Source organism: Mesorhizobium sp. P2_C4 (genome assembly GCF_056404575.1).
This window is the reverse complement of the sequence record NZ_JBFUDT010000006.1, coordinates 129,637-146,753: the sequence shown is the minus strand read 5'-3', so window position 1 is coordinate 146,753 and position 17,117 is coordinate 129,637. Positions and strand designations below refer to the sequence as shown.

General features: G+C 63.6%; 15 protein-coding genes. 9 read left to right on the top strand and 6 right to left on the bottom strand.

Features of this window, described 5'->3' with window-relative positions; translation table 11 throughout:
• Positions 1-89: 89 nt before the first annotated feature.
• Positions 90-1,253, bottom strand: coding sequence for a cysteine desulfurase family protein (locus tag AC1DX6_RS22610; RefSeq protein ID WP_477317423.1), 1,164 nt, complete (start codon positions 1,251-1,253; stop codon positions 90-92).
• Positions 1,254-1,494: 241 nt separating this feature from the next.
• Here AC1DX6_RS22610 and AC1DX6_RS22605 point away from each other — a divergent pair, with 241 nt between their 5' ends.
• Both AC1DX6_RS22605 and AC1DX6_RS22600 read left to right on the top strand, forming a co-directional pair.
• Positions 1,495-2,169 carry an alpha/beta hydrolase gene (locus AC1DX6_RS22605; protein ID WP_013532163.1) on the top strand — a complete coding sequence of 225 codons (675 nt, stop codon included), beginning with the start codon at positions 1,495-1,497 and terminating at the stop codon, positions 2,167-2,169.
• An 18-nt stretch (positions 2,170-2,187) separates the two neighbouring features.
• Positions 2,188-2,856 (top strand): FMN-binding negative transcriptional regulator, encoded by a 669-nt coding sequence (locus tag AC1DX6_RS22600; RefSeq protein ID WP_477317421.1) that lies wholly within the window; start codon positions 2,188-2,190, stop codon positions 2,854-2,856.
• Between the two features lie 3 nt (positions 2,857-2,859).
• Here AC1DX6_RS22600 and AC1DX6_RS22595 read toward each other — a convergent pair whose 3' ends face one another.
• The 4 genes from AC1DX6_RS22595 to AC1DX6_RS22580 are packed head-to-tail and all read right to left on the bottom strand — an operon-like array spanning position 2,860 to position 6,468.
• Positions 2,860-3,699, bottom strand: coding sequence for a phosphatase PAP2 family protein (locus AC1DX6_RS22595; protein ID WP_477317419.1), 840 nt, complete (start codon positions 3,697-3,699; stop codon positions 2,860-2,862).
• 22 nt (positions 3,700-3,721) lie between these two features.
• Complete coding sequence (locus AC1DX6_RS22590; protein WP_477317417.1) at positions 3,722-5,371, bottom strand: ArnT family glycosyltransferase; 1,650 nt, start codon at positions 5,369-5,371, stop codon at positions 3,722-3,724.
• A gap of 34 nt (positions 5,372-5,405) precedes the next feature.
• The gene (locus AC1DX6_RS22585) at positions 5,406-5,741 is read right to left on the bottom strand and encodes a lipid-A-disaccharide synthase N-terminal domain-containing protein (protein WP_477317415.1); all 336 of its coding nucleotides are present in this window, start codon (positions 5,739-5,741) and stop codon (positions 5,406-5,408) included.
• Positions 5,734-6,468, bottom strand: a complete 735-nt coding sequence (locus AC1DX6_RS22580; RefSeq protein ID WP_477317413.1) for a glycosyltransferase family 2 protein — start codon at positions 6,466-6,468, stop codon at positions 5,734-5,736. The genes AC1DX6_RS22585 and AC1DX6_RS22580 overlap by 8 nt, the downstream gene beginning before the upstream one ends.
• A gap of 266 nt (positions 6,469-6,734) precedes the next feature.
• Here AC1DX6_RS22580 and tyrS point away from each other — a divergent pair, with 266 nt between their 5' ends.
• Entirely contained in the window at positions 6,735-7,988 is a 1,254-nt protein-coding gene (gene tyrS / locus AC1DX6_RS22575) for a tyrosine--tRNA ligase (RefSeq protein WP_477317411.1), read from the top strand.
• Between the two features lie 9 nt (positions 7,989-7,997).
• On the opposite strand, the gene AC1DX6_RS22570 is transcribed toward tyrS, so the two are convergent.
• A complete protein-coding gene (locus AC1DX6_RS22570) occupies positions 7,998-11,375 on the bottom strand; it encodes a hypothetical protein (protein ID WP_477317409.1) in 3,378 nt (1,125 codons plus the stop codon).
• A 95-nt stretch (positions 11,376-11,470) separates the two neighbouring features.
• Here AC1DX6_RS22570 and AC1DX6_RS22565 point away from each other — a divergent pair, with 95 nt between their 5' ends.
• The 6 genes from AC1DX6_RS22565 (at position 11,471) to AC1DX6_RS22540 (ending at position 17,089) form a co-directional block, all read left to right on the top strand.
• Positions 11,471-11,938: a peroxiredoxin gene (locus AC1DX6_RS22565; RefSeq protein ID WP_477317407.1), complete on the top strand. Its 468-nt coding sequence runs from the start codon at positions 11,471-11,473 to the stop codon at positions 11,936-11,938.
• Between the two features lie 187 nt (positions 11,939-12,125).
• Positions 12,126-13,412 carry a peptidoglycan DD-metalloendopeptidase family protein gene (locus AC1DX6_RS22560; RefSeq protein WP_477317405.1) on the top strand — a complete coding sequence of 429 codons (1,287 nt, stop codon included), beginning with the start codon at positions 12,126-12,128 and terminating at the stop codon, positions 13,410-13,412.
• 71 nt (positions 13,413-13,483) lie between these two features.
• Positions 13,484-14,254: an SDR family oxidoreductase gene (locus AC1DX6_RS22555; protein WP_477317403.1), complete on the top strand. Its 771-nt coding sequence runs from the start codon at positions 13,484-13,486 to the stop codon at positions 14,252-14,254.
• A gap of 218 nt (positions 14,255-14,472) precedes the next feature.
• The gene (locus tag AC1DX6_RS22550) at positions 14,473-15,909 is read left to right on the top strand and encodes an FAD-binding oxidoreductase (RefSeq protein ID WP_477317401.1); all 1,437 of its coding nucleotides are present in this window, start codon (positions 14,473-14,475) and stop codon (positions 15,907-15,909) included.
• Positions 15,906-16,649, top strand: a complete 744-nt coding sequence (locus AC1DX6_RS22545) for a FadR/GntR family transcriptional regulator (RefSeq protein ID WP_477317399.1) — start codon at positions 15,906-15,908, stop codon at positions 16,647-16,649. Before AC1DX6_RS22550 ends, AC1DX6_RS22545 begins: the two co-directional genes overlap by 4 nt.
• Before the next feature lie 2 nt (positions 16,650-16,651).
• On the top strand, positions 16,652-17,089 hold the full coding sequence (locus AC1DX6_RS22540) for a VOC family protein (RefSeq protein ID WP_477317397.1): 438 nt from the start codon (positions 16,652-16,654) through the stop codon (positions 17,087-17,089).
• Positions 17,090-17,117: the final 28 nt, after the last annotated feature.

Here is a 17,117-nt window from a genome sequence, read left to right as displayed (position 1 = left end):
TATAGTGCGTTTCGACCGGAAATTCACCCGGCCACCCTGAAACGCACGGCTCTACCAGGCCAAAAGGCCTGAATTCATTTTTGCCACGCTCAGGCGGCTTCTTCCCGGTTCGCCCGGCGCGCGGCGATCGCCGTCAGCGCGGTGCGAAACATCTCGATGTCGCCGGCGCTGGTTGCGTGCCCTATGGACACTCGCAAAGCACCAAGGCTGTCGCCGTAGCCCATCGCCTTGAGCACATGGCTCGGCCCGACCTTGCCCGACGAACAGGCGGATCCCGCCGACAGCGCCACGCCGGCCAGATCGAAGGCGATCTGCGCCGTCTCGGCCTTGATGCCCGCAATAGCGAAGAATGTCGTGTTGGCAAGCCTTGGCGCGCCGGTTCCAAAGATTTCGGCGTCCGGCACCAGCATTTTCAGAATGGCCTCGACCTCATCGCGCCGGCGACCGACCGCATCGATGCTCTGCAATCCGGCGAGGGCTTCGCGCGCAGCAGTGCCAAAACCGACGATGCCGGCAAGGTTTTCGGTGCCGCCACGATGGCCCTTTTCCTGGCCGCCGCCATTGATCAGCGGCTTTGGCATCATCAGATCCGCGGCGGCAACGATGGCGCCGACGCCCTTGGGGCCGCCGATCTTGTGCGAAGAGACAATCAAATAATCGGCGTAACCCGCTGACATATCGAGCGGAATGCGGCCCACCGCCTGCACCGCGTCGATGATCAGGATGCCGCCCGCCGCCTTGACGATTTCGGCGATCCGCCCGACCGGCTGGATGACGCCGGTCTCGTTGTTGGCGGCATGGATCGCCACCAGCGGCAGGCCGTCGGCTTTATCATGCGCCGAGAGAGCCGCGGCCAAAGCGTCGAGATCAGCGATGCCGTCGGCGTCGACGCCGATCCGCGTCACCCCGTCTGCCGGGAAACGCCCGCCATTCAGCAGGCAAGGATGGTCAGCCGCGCAGACATAGAGATGGCTCATGCGGATAGCGCCACGTCCCATCTGCCAGTTCGGTGTCAGCAGCGTCGAGGCGGCTTCCGTCGCCCCGGAGGTGAACACGACATGCTCGGGTTTTGCACCGACCAACGCCGCGACATCGCGCCTGGCATTCTCGATCAGGCGGCGCGCCGCGCGGCCCTCGGCGTGGACCGATGACGGGTTGGCGGCAATGTCGAGCGCAGCAATCATGGCCGCGCGCGCTACGGCAAGCAGCGGCGCACTGGCATTGTAGTCGAGATAGGCGCGTGTTGCGGCCATTTTCGTTCAATCGGTCCCGTCAAAAGCCATTCAGCGAGGATAGCGCGTTATTTCCTTGAAATTGCAAGGCAAGCCGTCCTATTTACGCGGCTTGCGGCGCGGGCGGCCGAGCCACTACGTTTTGGCCACCCAGTTTTGAACAATTCTAAACTAGCTTCTAAGAAGACGCTCGCCCTGCGTCAAGGCCAGAGGAAAGAGTTGTTCCGGGCGCCGCGCATTCATATGCCAAGTGGAGTATTTTATGCCTGAGGTCATTTTCACCGGTCCGGCCGGTCGCCTGGAGGGTCGCTACCAGCCTTCCAAAGAAAAGAGCGCGCCGATTGCCATCGTCCTGCACCCGCACCCGCAGTTCGGCGGCACGATGAACAACAAGATCGTCTACGACCTCTTCTACATGTTCCAGAAGCGCGATTTCACCACGCTTCGCTTCAATTTCCGCGGCATCGGCCGCAGCCAGGGCGAATTCGACCACGGCACTGGCGAACTGTCCGACGCCGCCGCCGCGCTTGACTGGGTGCAGTCGCTGCACCCGGATTCAAAGAGCTGCTGGGTTGCCGGTTACTCGTTCGGTTCGTGGATCGGCATGCAGCTTTTGATGCGCCGACCGGAGATCGAAGGCTTCATCTCGATCGCGCCGCAGCCCAACACCTATGACTTTTCGTTCCTGGCGCCCTGCCCGTCGTCCGGCCTGATCATTCATGGCGATGCCGATAAGGTGGCGCCGCCGAAGGATGTTCAGGGCCTGGTCGACAAGCTGCACACGCAAAAGGGCATCACCATTACCCAGAAGACCTTGCCCGGCGCCAACCATTTCTTCTCCAATGATGCCGACCTGCTGCTGGAAGAATGTGCGGATTATCTCGACCGCCGGCTCGCCGGCGAGTTGTCCGATCCGCGGCCGAAGCGTTTGAGATAGAAGGTTCAACGGACGGCGATGTACCAACCTCCTCATTTCGTGGAAACGCGGCCGGAAGTCCTGCACGGACTGATCCGGACCCATCCGCTGGGGCTGTTGATTTCCAATGGAACCGAGGGGCCGGTCGCCAACGCCATCCCGTTCCTGCTCGATGCCCCCTCCGGGCTTAATGAAGACCTGCCGCCGAACGGCAGGCTGCGCGCGCATCTGGCGAAGGCCAATCCGCAATGGCGCCTGCTGGCCGACAATCCGGCATCGCCGGTGCTGGTCGTGTTCCAGGGCAGCGACGCCTATGTGACGCCGTCCTGGTACGAGACCAAGCGCGAGACCGGCAAGGTGGTGCCGACCTGGAATTACGCCATCGTCCAGGTGCGCGGCACCGTCAAGGTGATCGACGACCAGGCCTGGCTGGCGCAGCAGATTGCCGAGCTGACGGCGTCGCAGGAAGGTAGGCGCGACGCGCCCTGGGCGGTGACCGATGCGCCGGCGCCCTTCATCCAGTCGCAGATCAAGGGCATCATCGGACTGGAAATCGAAATCAGCGAGATCCACGGCAAGTGGAAGGTCAGCCAGAACCGACCGGTCGCCGACCGCGCCGGCGTCGCCGAGGGGCTCGAAAGCGAAGACCCCCATTCGCCCGACATGGCGAAACTCGTGAGATCCTACGGCGGATTGGACGGCAACTAGCCTCTAGCTGTTGGCCCGCTTTGCCTGGCCAAACCGTGTCAGTCTGAATGTGTCCTTGCGGACCGGCAATCCCGACGGCATCACGCGGAAGACGAACCCCAGCCGGGCAAAAACCAGTGCCGAGCCAAGCGCAAAGGCGCAGCCGAGACCGAAGCCGGCGACGGTGTCGCTCGGATAGTGCGCGCCGACGAAAACCCTGGTCGACGCGATGCATGCGGTGATCGCCAGTGCGATGTACCAGCGTTTCGGAAACAACAGCAGCGCGATCCCGAACACAGCGCCCATCGTCGTGGCATGGCCCGACGGGAAGCCTGCGAAACGCGCATCAAAGGCAAAGGGATGCAGCGACAGCACCCCGAAATCGTGGAAATACATCGGCCGGGCCCGGCCGATCGCATATTTCAGCGCATTGACGGTCAGGCCGGACAGGCCGACCGCGCTCAGCACCAGAAAGGCCAGGCAGGTCCAGTTATAGGCAAGCATCAGCCATTGCCGGGAAAGGCTTCGCCAATCGGTCAGGTTGGCGGCGACGAGCAAAAGCGCAGCGGGAATGAGATACCAGCCACCGAGGCCGAACTGGGTGAAGAAGTCTGCGACCTGAACGAAGCCGGGTGACCACTGGTCCCGCAGCACGCCTGCTGGCGTGTCGAGGCGAACAAAGGCCGCAGCCGTCAGAAAGATCCAGACCAGGAGCCAGACCGACCAGAGGATGTTCGGATACCTGGCCGGACGAACGGCAAAGCGCCTTCTGGCGATCTGCAAGGTATCGCGAAAATTGCCAAGGGATCGTCCGGGCACCGCAAGCAGTGCGGCGGACACGGAAGAGCGCGATTTCACCAGCATTGGGAATTCGACCCTGCAGCCGTCATTGGACCACACGATAGAGGCCGAGCGACAGTTTGTCTCCCGACGAAAAGTTGAGGCCGTCGATCAGGGCGACGCGGTTCGCCGATTTGCCTTGCTCCGCCAGCAATCCGTTCAGCTTCTGCTCGTCGCCGATCGGCGCCAGCGCCAGCGCGCAGGCAGGATCGGCAAGCAGATGTTTGGCGACGCCGTCGACGTCGGTCAGCACAGTCTTCGTGCCCACCAGGAACACCAGGCTCGGCTCGTGATACTCCGCCGAGGCGAGCACAGTCGTGTCGCAGGGACGGTTGGCGCGAACCGCGGCCTCGATCGCCGGGCTCAGCCAGATCGGCTTCAGCGAAGGCGCGATGACGCCGAACAGCAGTCCATAGGCGATGCCGGCGCAAGCCGCTGTCACACCGATGCGGCTGAGCGACACTTGCAATTGCCGCGAAAAGGCGAAGTAACCGGCGCCGAGCGCGGCCGCGGCAGCCGGAATGCTCCACCATGAGAAAGTGTGGGTGAGATAGATCGGCGCGCCGACGCAGACCGCCGCCAATCCCAGGCTGACCACGGCAAGGCCGAAGGCGGTCGACCACCACAGCCAATTCTGCCAGCGTTTAAGCGGGGCGTTCGCGTCTTGCGGCTGCAATGTCAGAAGCCAGCCGATCAGCAGCGCCATGCCGGGATAGGCCGGCATGACATAGTGCGGCAGCTTTGTCGGGATCAGTTCGAACACCAGCCAGAACGGAATGTACCAGGTGAGGCAGAAGCGCAGGCGCGGGTCGTCGCGCAGGCGGTTGAGCGCCTGCAGCCCTGCACCGACCGCAATCAGGCCGAACGGCCACATGAACAGCGAATAGGTCAGCATGTAGAAGCCGGGCGGCAGGCCATGCGATTCCTCGCCCGACGCGACCTTGCCGATCATGTCCTTGCCGACCGCCTGCTGCAGGAAAGCGCCATGGCTTTTCCAGGTGATGAGCGCGATCCAGGGCAGCACGATCAATGCCGCCAGCGCCAGGCCGCGCGCGGCTTTCAGCTTTGACAGCCAGCGCCAGTCGCGTTCGAAGGCGACCAGTGTGACGATGGTCAGAGCCGACAACAGCGGCGCGATCGGCCCCTTGATCAGAATGGCCGCGCCCTGGGCGATCCAGAAAATCCACGGCAAATGGCCGGCGACAGGCTGGTTGCGGCGCGAGGCCACATAAATCTGCGCCAGCGCGCCTTGCGCCAGAACGCAGCAGGCCAACAGCATGGCGTCGGTCTTGGCGTCACGGCCCTCGAAGGCCGTGGCGAAAATCGCCGCCATCATCAGCCCGGCGGCGATGCCGGCATTGGCTCCGAAAAGATTGGCGCCGGTCCAGGCGATGCCGACAACGGCGATGGCAATGCCCAGTGCCGAGACCAGGCGATACACCCAGATCGGTGCAGCAGCCCCCTCGCCGCTCAGCGCCACGGCCGCCGATTGCAGCCAGTAGATGCCGATCGGCTTCTGGTAGCGTGAGGCGTCCTGGAAGCGGATGTCGACATAGTCGCCGGTTTCGACCATCTGCTTAGTGGCCTGGACGAAGCGCGGCTCGTCGCGATCGATCGGCGGCATAGACGCCAGCCCCGAAAGAGACATCACCAGGCTGAACAGGAAGAGAAGGATATGATTCCTGTTCAACGCCATGTCTCAGCCTCTCCGGTCATTCTCTTGATGTGACTCAATCGACCTTAGTCATGGCTGCCGCCTTGCGCTCATTGGCGATCAGCCAGAGATTTCTGACATAGATCAGCATGCCCATGGCCTGGCCGGCGATGAACACCGGATCCTGGCGCACGATGGCGTAGATCAGCAGCAGGCCACCGCCGAACAGCGAAAAGAACCAGAAGGCGACCGGGACGACGCTGCGCTTGGCCTTTTCCGAGGCGAGCCACTGCACGACGAAGCGCATGGTGAAGAAGAACTGGGCGACGAAGCCAAGCAGAATCCAGGCATCGAACTGTTTGATGAAAACCTGGTGGAGCCAGGTTGCCAGTTCCTGAAGCACGTTAGCCATGCCTGATTTCCTCTGTTTTTGGCATTCTGCGGCGCCGGCGGCGCAGCCACCAGACACCGCCAAGATCGAGTGCGCCTTGCAGGCCGCGATCGAAAATCCCGTAATTCGACTTGCCGTGGCGGCGAGAGCGGTCGACGACGTCGCAGTGAACGACGCGATACCCTTCCTGGATGACCAGCGCCGGAACAAAGCGGTGGGTGCCGTCGAAGAACGGCAATTTCCTGAGGATGTCGGTGTGGATGGCCTTCAGGCCGCAGCCGGTGTCGCGGGTGTCGTCATGCAGGATGGCACCGCGCAGCCAGTTGGCGAAACGCGACGCCAGCTGCTTGATCTTGCTGTCGCGGCGCTTCAGCCGCTGGCCTTGCGCCGCACCAAAATCGGGGCCTGCCTGCCGCAAGGCATCGACCAGCACCGGAATGTACTTTGGATCGTTCTGACCATCGCCATCGATGGTGGCGACGATGGCGCCGTGCGCCGCCCAGGCGCCCGAGCGCACCGAAAGCGACTGGCCGGCAGATTTCTGGTGCCTGAGATGGCGCAGCGGAAACGGGCGCTTGGCCGCCTCGGCGGCAAGCACCGAAGCGGTATCGTCGGTCGAGCCGTCATTGACGATTATGATTTCGAAATCGCGCCCGGCCATGGCGGCTTCGATCTCGTCGATCAGCAGCGGCAGGTTCGCCGCTTCGTTGCGGCAAGGAATGACGATGGATATCAATGCGTCCGGCATATGTCGCGTCGGGCTCTGTCACAGGATATGGCATTTGAGGGATGCCGTGCGGTGCCGTTCCAGCGGATCGAAGGCTGCAAGGAACCCGTTGGCGCGGCGCCTCATTACGCCAGCCGAAACGATGAAGCAAGCTCGCGCGGCAGTGGTCGCAGTCGCCACCGGCATCGGAAAACCGGAAACCACTTTTGCAAAACGCGCGCGGATGCTAAACGCCCGCGTTCATATCACGCTTGGCCGTTCAAACCGGGCGCTTTCAGGAAGAAAAAATGTCCGCCTTCAAATCCGATTTCCTGCGCACGATGAGCGAGCGCGGTTTCATCCACCAGACGTCGGATGATGCCGGCCTCGACCAGCTTTTCGCCAAGGAGACGGTGAGCGCCTATATCGGCTTCGACGCAACCGCCAAGAGCCTGCACGCCGGGTCGCTGATCCAGATCATGATGCTGCACTGGCTGCAGCAGACCGGCCATCGGCCGATCGCCCTGATGGGCGGCGGCACCTCGATGATCGGCGATCCGTCCTTCAAGGACGAGGCGCGCAAGCTTCTGACGCCGCAGGATATCGAGGGCAATCTGGCCGGCATCCGCCGCAATTTCGCGCCCTACCTCAAATTCGGCAGCGGCGCGGGCGACGCCGTCATGATCAACAACGCCGACTGGCTGATGGAGATCAACTACGTCAATTTTCTTCGCGACGTCGGCCGGCACTTTTCCGTCAACCGCATGCTCGCCTTCGATTCGGTCAAGCTCAGGCTCGACCGCGAGCAGTCGCTGTCGTTCCTCGAATTCAACTACATGATCCTGCAGGCCTACGACTTCGTCGAACTCTACAAGCGTCTGGGCTGCCGGCTGCAGATGGGCGGCTCCGACCAATGGGGCAACATCGTCAACGGCATCGATCTTGGCCATCGTATGGAAAACGCGCAGCTTTACGCTCTGACCACGCCGCTGCTCACCACCTCGTCGGGCGCCAAGATGGGCAAGTCGGCGTCAGGCGCGGTCTGGCTTGATGCCGAGATGCTGAGCCCCTACGAATTCTGGCAGTACTGGCGCAACACCGAGGACGCCGATGTCGGCCGCTTCCTGAAACTCTACACGACGCTGGCCCTGGACGAGGTCGCGCGCCTGGCAGCGTTGGGCGGTTCCGAGATCAACGACGCCAAGAAGGTGCTCGCCACCGAGATCACCGCCATGCTGCACGGCCGCGAGGCGGCGGAGCAGGCCAGTGAAACGGCACGCAAGACCTTCGAGGAAGGCGTGACCGCCGAAACACTGCCGACCGTCGAGGTGGGCAAGGCAGCACTGGAAGCCGGCATCGGCATCCTGTCGCTGTTCGTCACCGCCGGATTGGCTGGTTCCAACGGCGAGGCACGGCGGCACATACAGGGTGGCGCGGTGCGCCTGAACGACCAGCCGGTGTCCGACGATCGCCGGGTGGTGACACTTCAGGATCTGAGTCCGGAAAACGTCGTAAAGCTGTCGCTCGGCAAGAAAAAACACGTTTTGGTGCGGCCGGTCTAGTCGGTCACCCTACCGATACTCGAAGATCGAGCGGAAGATTCCAGGCGCGATCACCGACAGCGGATTGATGTCCAGCACCGGCTTGTTGGCGTTGCCCTTGAGCCGGTAGGTGACGCCGATCAGGCCGCGGTCGCGGCCGTTGCCGAGCAGCGCACCGACCAGCGGCAATTCGCCGAAGATGCGGTTGAGGCCATAGGCCGGCATGAACGTGCCGGTCATGTCCATATTGTTGTCCTGGTCGTAGAGCGTGCCCTGAAACGTCGTGCCGATGCGCGGACCGCGCAGCACGCCATTGGCGAGCTTCAGATAGCCGGCGCCCTTTTCGATCTCGGAATAGCCGCGCTCGAACTGCACCCGCGAGGTGTCGAGCTTGCCCTTGACCGCTTCGTTCAGGCTACGGTTGTCGCCAGCCGGTGTGGTCGATACGATCGAGGCGAGTTTCGGTTCGTCGACGATAAAGAAGTTGCTCGAGTCGACCTGGCCCTTCATCGGCCCGTCGCCAGCGCCAGCCAATGCCAGCGTGATCGATCCGCCTTCCATATGCTCGTAGATGTTGAGGAAGCGCAGGATGGCGCCGGCATCGGCCGACTTCATGGCGAGCGCGCGCCTGCCGTCGCCGGTGGTGTTGCTGATGGTTATGGCCGCACCCGAACTGGCGACAGCGCTCACCTTGAGCCCGTTCACCCTTGAGCCGGCGGCGCTGTAGTCGAGCTTCAGGTTCGACAGGACCTCATCGTGGAAACCGGTCAGGGAACTGACATCGGCGCTGACGGAAATCGCACTCGCGCCGGTGGTCTTGGTGGCGGTGTCGACGTCGGAGGTGAATTGCTTGATCAGCGAACGGGCATCCAGGGCGCTGCCGCTGACATCGACTGCATAGCCCTTGCCGGATCGCTTGACCGACACCGCGACATCGTCACCCCGGTTCAAGGTGACCTTGCTGAAGCGGGCCGTCGACAGCGCGCCGTTGACCAGCACCACATCGCCCTCGATGGAGAAGGTTTTTCCGTCGAGGTCGAAATCGGACAGCGTTGTGGTGCCTCCGGACTTAGCCATGACGAAGGAAACGTTGGCGGGAATGCCCGGTCCCTTGCTCCAACCTGCCCAGGGGATGTCCAGCTTGGCATCGGTGAGGTCGGCCGAGACGTTCTGGTCGCCGTCGCCGCTCTTGTCGATCGCCACCTTTATGGTTCCGGAAAGCAGCGGCGACAGGCCAGGCATGGCGGCGTCGCGTATCTTGTCATCCAGCACCAGCGCCACCTTGCGGCTGCGTGGCGGTCCACCGTCCCTCAGCGGTTCGACCAGATCCAGTTCAGCCGGAATGCCGTTCAGCAACGCCTTGGCGGAAATCACCGCCTGATCGGGGCCAACGCTGATCGAACCGTCGGCGTCGGTCACCGTCTGGTCTTCAAACGGCTTGTCCAGCGCCAGGTCCTTGTAGTCCAGCGTCACCAGCCAATCGAGTTTCGAGGTGTCGACGCCGGACTGCAGCGGAATGTCCGCCTTGACGTGCCCGGTCATCGTGCCTGACAGGTCTTCCGGCAGCAGGCCGACATGGCGCATGGCGTTGATCGGCTCATAGGACGCGAGTTCGGCGATTGCCGGCGCCTCACCGGCGACATCGATGTCCAGCGCTCCGATCACCGGCGGATGGTTCGCCGCTTTGACCGTCAGCGTGCCGTTGCTTGCCGCGACGGTGCGGCCGCTCGGCATATAGACGCTGCCGGAGGTCAGGGAAATATCGACGTCATTGCCGTGGAAGCCGACAACGCCCACGGCGTCGCGTATCGGCGGAATGCGGCCGGCGGTGTCGAAGCGCGAGCCCTCGATCTGGAACCGGCCGAACACCTCATCGGCGGAAAGCGGCACGCCGTTGCCAAGACGCCCCGGCACGACCTGGAACTGCAGATTGGCATCGATGACGCGGCCGCCGAACAGGTTCTGCAGCACCCACAGGCGGGCGTTCTTAGCGGAAAACCAGGGCCACAATTGCTTGACATGCGAGACCGGCATGTCGTGGACGTTGAAGGCAACCGATATTCCCGGCGCCTTTCCCTCGACGAACGTGACCGAAGCGGTGCCCAGCGCTTCGCCGGTCGGCCCGGATCTGATGCCGATCTGCTCGGCGACCAGTTTGTGGCTGTTGGTCTGGTAGACACCGGCGATGCGGGCGAAGAAGTTGAGTGCCGGCTCGGGCGATTCCGAAGGTGCCAGCTTTGACCCGTCGCTGGTCAGGTCGTAGCGATAGGAGGGCTCTTCGCCTGCCGCGCCGGTTGCCGGCTTGGGCCCGATCGAACCGGCGAAATCGAAGGTCGAGCGGCCGGTCTTGAGGAGCAGTCTGTCGACCTGGATCTTGTTGGTGCCGGCGGCAAGCGTGGCATCGACATCGACATCGGCCGGAAGCAAGCCCCGCGTGCCGAGATCGAGCACCGAGCCGGTGAGCGACAACGCGGCGGTCAGCTGCGACTTGTTCTCGCCGGATCCTTCCGAACCGGTCAACTTCAGCGCAACCGCGCCCAGTTTGCCAGCCGCCGCTGCGGTGGCATCGCCGGCGACTTCAACGCTGGCGTCGAGCGCGGTGACGCGCCGCGTCGTCATATCGCGACTGGCCGACGCGGTGATGGCGAGTGCGCGGCCATCGACGTCGGCATCGGCCGAAAATGCCATACTGCCCGGCCCCGACTGCAGCACGCTGGCATTGTTGATCCTGACCAGTTTGACCATGCCTGCTTCGGGCAGCACAAATTCGACATTGCGCAGATCGATCTGGCGCATCGAATCCTCGCGCACGGCATCAAGCCCATGGTTGACGCCGGCGAAGACCGCGGCGGCCAGTTTTTCCGGATCGATGAGGCCGTCCTGGTTGCGCAGCCCGGCCGCCCAGTCGCCACCTGCCGGCATCGCCGCGGTCACGATATGGGCGTCGGAAATTCTGGCGCTGGTGAGCCGCACCTCGCCTGAAAGCAGCGGGATCAGCCGGATGCCGAAGCGGACGCGCCCGGCATCGGCCATCGGCTTGCCGTCGGCCGTCTTCAGGCTGACGTCGCTCACCTGCAGCGCGATGAAGCTCGATCCGTCGAGCGTGAGGCGGGCCGGCCCTACCGCAACGTCGACGTCGACACCGGCCAGTTTCTCGATGGCGGTTTCGGCTTCCGCCCGCAGCCGCTCGGTGCCGAAGCCGGAGGCGCCGATCACGTAGACGGCGACAGCGGCCAACAGCACCAGCGCCGAAAACCCTGCGACCAGCCGCGCAAGAATGCGAAAGCCGCGACCGATGCGTGCCTGACCGAGCGGCGGCACATCGCACGCAGACGGGAACTTGCCCAGGTCGGTGATCTCATCACGCCTGAACTTGATCTTCTCGTGCTGCGGTTCTTCCTGATCCACGCAATTTTCCGTTGTACGAACTCGATCGTGGACGAATCCGCGTTCGACACTATATCGATGCAGCTTGGCGCGTAACCTCAAACAAGGGCATCGATATGGCTGACCTCAACGTGGGCGATCTTGCGCCGCAATTCGACCTTCCGCGCGACGGTGGCGGGTCGCTTGGCCTGACGGCATATTCGGGCAAGCCGGTCGTTCTCTATTTCTATCCGCAGGACGACACCACAAGTTGCACCACCGAGGCGATCGGCTTTTCGCAGCTGAAGCCGGAATTCGAAAAGGCCGGCGCCGTCGTGATCGGCCTGTCGCCCGACAGCGTGAAGAAACACGACAAGTTCAAAACCAAATACGACCTCACCATCGATCTGGTTGCCGACGAAGAGCGAAAAGTGATCGAGGCCTACAATCTGTGGGTCGAAAAGTCGATGTATGGCCGCAACTACATGGGCGTCGAGCGTGCAACCTTCCTGATCGGCAAGGACGGGAAAATAGCCAGGATCTGGCGGAAAGTCCGCGTCAAGGGCCATGCCGAAGAGGTACTGGCGGCGGTGCGCGCGCTTTGACGGCTCGCCCGTCGCTCGCTGGAGCGACAGGTTTGCCTGACCTCGGCACCCCTCCCGGCATCTGCCTGGTGAATTTGTACCGTTGTGCGGACAATCCTTACCGGCCGTTCGGGTCCGGCAAAGCTTTGTTAACCCTAATAATGTGTAATCAGGCTCGTCGTTGGTGTCGTAACGAAAGCTTGGTCCCGTGAACGTAACCGGTCAGTCAGCGGTATTCGGCAGACGCAGAGAGCCCCACACGGTCATCATCGCCCGGGGCAATCAGATAAGGCATTTCACCATACGCCCCTGGCTTGCCGCCTTCATCGGCTCGGCGCTGGCGGCGATTGCCATAGGCTATCTGCTGGCGACGTCCTATCTCGTGCTGCGCGACGATCTCATCGGCGCCGCCACGGCGCGGCAGGCACGCATGCAGCAGGCCTATGAGGACCGCATTTCGGCACTGCGCGCCCAGGTCGACCGGATCACCAGCCGCCAGCTTCTCGACCAGCAGCTCATGGAAACCAAGGTGAGCGAATTGCTGGAACGGCAGTCGCAGCTCAGCCAGCGCCATGGCCGCCTCGGCCCGATCCTAGAACGCGCCGAAAACGAAGTCGGCACGCCGCCTGCCGCGGCCGATGCTACCACAAAGCCTGACGACCATGCCGACGCGACCGGCAGCATCTCGCAGCCAATGGCCTATTCCGTAGCCAGTCTCGGCGCCGGCGACACCAGGCCGTTCTCGCTGTGGTCGACCCGCTCCGATCCGCTGCCCAGCGAGACGGCGGCCGACCGTGCCGACAAGCTGTTCGTGTCGATCAACGAATCGCTCAAGACCATCGAGAGCCAGCAGCTCACCCGCATCGCCACGCTTGCCGACAATGCCTATAAGAGCGCCGATGCGATCACACAGGCGCTGCAGGCGGCCGGCCTGCCGGTCGACAACGACTTCGGCAAGAACGAGAGCGATGTCGGCGGCCCGCTGATCCCGCTCGACTCCTCGATGATGTTCGACAGCAAGGTCAAGGAACTCGACGAGGCGCTGGATGCGCTCGACCATCTGAAAACCGAGGCGCGACGGCTGCCGCTTGCAAATCCCGCCCCCGGCCGCTCTGTAACCAGCCCGTTCGGCGTACGCACCGACCCGATCCTGGGTACCGCGGCGCTGCATTCGGGGATGGATTTCCGGGCGCCGATCGGCATGTCTGCCAAGGTCACGGCGCCCGGCGTCGTCGTCAAGGCCGGCTGGAACGGCGGCTATGGCCGCATGGTCGAGGTCGACCATGGCAATGGCTTTTCAACGCGCTACGGGCATCTCAGCGAAATCGACGTAAGCGTCGGCGACAAGCTCGACGCCGGCGCCATCATCGGCAAGACCGGCAGCAGCGGCCGCTCTACCGGCCCGCATCTGCACTATGAGGTGCGCCACAATGGCGAGGCCATCGACCCACTGCGCTTCCTCTCGGTCGGCAAGAAGGTCGCGCAGTACCTCTAAGCCGGCGATCCTTTCGTCGGCCTGCTCATCGGCAAACCGCCTGCGCATTCCGCTGCCAGCCAGAGGCTCACATGACCAACCGGCTCAAAGACAAGGTGGCGCTGATCGTCGGCAGCGCCCGCGGCATCGGCAAGGGCATCGCGCTGCGCTTTGCCCAAGAGGGAGCAAGGCTCGTGCTCGCCGACACCGAGCTCGAGGCGGGCCAGGCGACTGCCGACGAGCTCGGCGCAGCCTTCATCCGCACCGACATTTCGCAGATGGCTGACGCCGAGGCCGCTGTGGCGTTGGCATTGAAACGCCACGGCCGCCTCGACATCATCATTCAGAATGCCGGCATCTATCCCTGGCAGCTGATTGAAAACACCAGCCCGGACGACTGGGATCGGGTGATGGCGGTCAATCTGCGCGGCACCTTCAACGCCACCCGTGCAGCGCTTGTGCCGATGAAGACACAGCATTACGGGCGCATGCTCTACACCTCATCCATCACCGGCCCGCATGTCACCAGCCCTGGTCACGGCCACTACGCCGCCAGTAAGGCCGGCATCAACGGCTTCATCCGTTCGGCAGCACTCGAATTCTCCGGCTACGGCATTACCGTCAACGGCGTCGAGCCGGGCAACATTCTCACTGAAGCGATCGAGCTGCATCGCAGCGCCGCCTACATCAAGAGCATGGAAGACTCCATCCCGCTCGCCCGGCTGGGCAGCCCGCGCGACGTCGCCAATGCCTTCCTCTTCCTCGCCTCGGACGACGCCAGCTACATCACCGGCACGACGATCGTTGTCGACGGCGGACAGTTGCTGCCCGAGGGCAACGACTTCCGGCTGCTGCCGCCGTGATCATCCACATCTAAAATTGCCGCCAATCGCCTCGCGGCCCAAGCGACTGCCACCGCGCCGAGATGCGCCGACTGATTCGTCGCCGCCAAAGGCGCCATGCATCCCCTTCCCAGCTTCGCTGCGCACCGTCTCCCCGCGGCATATTACCGTTGACATAAACTAGTTGTAGGATGATATGTATATCCATACACCTTCCTACTGATCCAGCTTGGTCCGGGATGACAGCGCACGGCATTGCCTCACCAGTTCTCGACGCGCTGCAGAGCGTGGTCGGAAACAGCGGCGTGATCACTGACGCCGCCGGCATGGCGAAATATCTCGGTGATTGGGCCGGCGATCACAGCGGCAAAGCGTTTGCCGTCCTGAAACCTGGCTCGGTCGCCGAGGTGCAGGCGCTGGTGCGGCTTTGCAGCGCGCTCGGGCTCGGCGTCATCCCGCAAGGCGGCAACACCGGACTGGTCGCCGGCGCAATCGACATCGGGACTGGCGACGCGGTGATCGTCAGTCTGGAGCGGTTGAACGCCATTCGGCTTGTCGACGCCGACAACTTCATCCTGCAGGCCGATGCCGGCTGCATCCTGCAGCACATCAAGGATGCCAGCGAGGCGCAAGATTGCCTGTTTCCGCTGGCGCTCGGCGCACAGGGCAGCTGCCAGATCGGCGGGAACGCCGCCAGCAATGCCGGTGGCGTCAACGTGCTCCGCTATGGCATGGCGCGCGACCTCATCCTTGGTCTCGAGGTCGTGCTGCCAGACGGCGAATTGTGGAGCGGCTTTTCCGGCCTACGCAAGGACAATCGCGGCTATGACCTGAAGCAGCTCTTCATTGGCAGCGAAGGCACGCTGGGCATCATCACCGGCGTCGAGGTCAAGCTGTGTCCCAGGCCCAGCCGTGTCGAGACCGCCTATCTCGGCGTTGCCTCGTTCGAAGCGGCCATCGCCCTTTTTCGTGCGGCACGCCGTGGCTGTGCCGATCTGATCTCCGCTTTTGAGATCATCGGCTCGGAATGTATCGAACTCGCCTGCCTGATCGACGCCAACCTCGTTGCACCGGTCACCGCCCCTGTCCATGTACTGATCGAATTGTCGACCAGCGCTCCTATCGACATCGGCACCATGTTGGTCGACTTCCTCGCCAGCGCCATGGAAAAGGGCCTCGTCACCGAGGCGGTCCCCGCCGCAAGCAGCGCGCAAACAAAGTCGTTCTGGGCAATTCGCGAAGGGCTGGTCGAAGGCCAGGCAAAGCGCGGCTATCATGTACGCACCGATCTATCGGTACGCCTCTCGGACATTCCGGAATTGGTCGAGCGGGCTCGCGGCTTTGTCGCCTTGCGCCACCCCGGCTGGACCCCGCAAGCCTACGGGCACGCCGGTGACGGCAACATCCATTTCAACGTGCTGCCACCGCCCGGTCTTGCCGAGGCCGCTGCCCGCGCCAGGGGCGCCGATATAGCAGCCGGGCTCTACGCCATCACCACCGCGCTTGGCGGCTCGATCAGTGCCGAGCATGGCATCGGACGCACCCGCCAGCGTGCATTCTGGATCGGGCTATCGCCAACACACCGACGGCTCGTCACCGCGCTGAAACAGGCGCTCGACCCCAACGGGCTGATGAACCCCGGTTGCCTTCTGCCCTCGACGGAGAGTCCTTCATGAAGACACGACTGGCCGCCATCGGCACCGTGGAAGCGTTGCCACATCGCGTTGCCGCGTTCCTCAGCCGCGAGATCGAGTCCGGCGACCTCAATCCGGGCAGTCTGCTGCCGACGGAGCAACAGCTTTCGGAGAAGTTCGGCGTCAGCCGCAATGTCGTGCGCGAGGCGATCGCGCAATTGCGCGCCGACGGCATGGTGGAGGCGCGACAAGGTATCGGCTCGTTTGTGCTGGCGCCGGAGCAGCGCGCGGCGATCCGCATCGACCGCGAGACGCTGAATGAAGGCCAGAACATGCAGCGGCTGTTCGAGCTGCGCTGCATCCTCGAGGCCGAATCGGCGGCCCTTGCAGCCGAGCGCCGCGACCAGGAGCATCTCGATGCCATCAAGGCTGCGCTCGACCGCATGAGCGGCGAGGAGCGCTGGGAGGAAGGAAGCATCGACGCCGATCTCCTGTTTCATCGCGAGATCGCGAGGGCCACCGGCAACAGCTACATCCACACCTTCATTTCCTTCGTCTGCGAGCAGATCCGCCGCTCGATCCACTACGCCCGTCTTACCAACCCGCTGCACGACTTGATCGAGGTCAATGTCGGAGAGCATGTCCGCATCTATGAGGCGTTGGTCGCGGGCGATCCGGCGGCGGCCGAAGCTGCAATGCGCGCCCACATCGTCGGCGCCGCGCACCGTGTCGGCGTCAAACTGCCGGCCTCGCGCCCTGAACGCGTTGGCGAGGGCAAGTAGCCATGGCGATCGGCGGCCTGGACCGGATTACAGACGTCTGCCTGCTTGTCGCGGACATCGAGCGGACCGTGGAATTCTATGTCGACAAGCTCGGCTTCCGGCTGCGTCGGCGCGCCGAGGGTTTTGCCGACTTCCATGGCGAGGGCGTGACCCTCGCCGCCTGGGAGCTCGACCACATCCACAGCCACACCGGCGTCTCCAACGTCCGCTCGCCGCGGCATGCGCACAAGGTCTGCGTGGCGGTCAAGCTCGACGCGCCCGCCGAGATCGACCGGCTCTACGCCGATCTGACGGCCAAGGGCGTGCCCTTCTACAGCCCACCCCAGGATTACGTCTGGAATGCGCGCTGCGCCTATTTCACCGACCCAGACGACACGCTCTGGGAACTATACGCCTGGCTCGACGGCGGCCCCGGCGACTATCACGACGAACGGCCGTAGGTGACGCCGCGCCAGCGGGAGTGGCGCG

What these genes read in the sequence shown, in the direction of transcription:
- AC1DX6_RS22590 (WP_477317417.1), bottom strand. Translation starts at nt 5,371, where the DNA reads ATGGCGTTGAACAGGAATCATATCCTTCTCTTCCTGTTCAGCCTGGTG.
- AC1DX6_RS22555 (WP_477317403.1), top strand. Translation starts at nt 13,484, where the DNA reads ATGACCAACCGGCTCAAAGACAAGGTGGCGCTGATCGTCGGCAGCGCC.
- AC1DX6_RS22565 (WP_477317407.1), top strand. Translation starts at nt 11,471, where the DNA reads ATGGCTGACCTCAACGTGGGCGATCTTGCGCCGCAATTCGACCTTCCG.
- AC1DX6_RS22580 (WP_477317413.1), bottom strand. Translation starts at nt 6,468, where the DNA reads ATGCCGGACGCATTGATATCCATCGTCATTCCTTGCCGCAACGAAGCG.
- AC1DX6_RS22610 (WP_477317423.1), bottom strand. Translation starts at nt 1,253, where the DNA reads ATGGCCGCAACACGCGCCTATCTCGACTACAATGCCAGTGCGCCGCTG.
- AC1DX6_RS22605 (WP_013532163.1), top strand. Translation starts at nt 1,495, where the DNA reads ATGCCTGAGGTCATTTTCACCGGTCCGGCCGGTCGCCTGGAGGGTCGC.
- tyrS (WP_477317411.1), top strand. Translation starts at nt 6,735, where the DNA reads ATGTCCGCCTTCAAATCCGATTTCCTGCGCACGATGAGCGAGCGCGGT.
- AC1DX6_RS22585 (WP_477317415.1), bottom strand. Translation starts at nt 5,741, where the DNA reads ATGGCTAACGTGCTTCAGGAACTGGCAACCTGGCTCCACCAGGTTTTC.
- AC1DX6_RS22595 (WP_477317419.1), bottom strand. Translation starts at nt 3,699, where the DNA reads ATGCTGGTGAAATCGCGCTCTTCCGTGTCCGCCGCACTGCTTGCGGTG.
- AC1DX6_RS22545 (WP_477317399.1), top strand. Translation starts at nt 15,906, where the DNA reads ATGAAGACACGACTGGCCGCCATCGGCACCGTGGAAGCGTTGCCACAT.
- AC1DX6_RS22540 (WP_477317397.1), top strand. Translation starts at nt 16,652, where the DNA reads ATGGCGATCGGCGGCCTGGACCGGATTACAGACGTCTGCCTGCTTGTC.
- AC1DX6_RS22550 (WP_477317401.1), top strand. Translation starts at nt 14,473, where the DNA reads ATGACAGCGCACGGCATTGCCTCACCAGTTCTCGACGCGCTGCAGAGC.
- AC1DX6_RS22600 (WP_477317421.1), top strand. Translation starts at nt 2,188, where the DNA reads ATGTACCAACCTCCTCATTTCGTGGAAACGCGGCCGGAAGTCCTGCAC.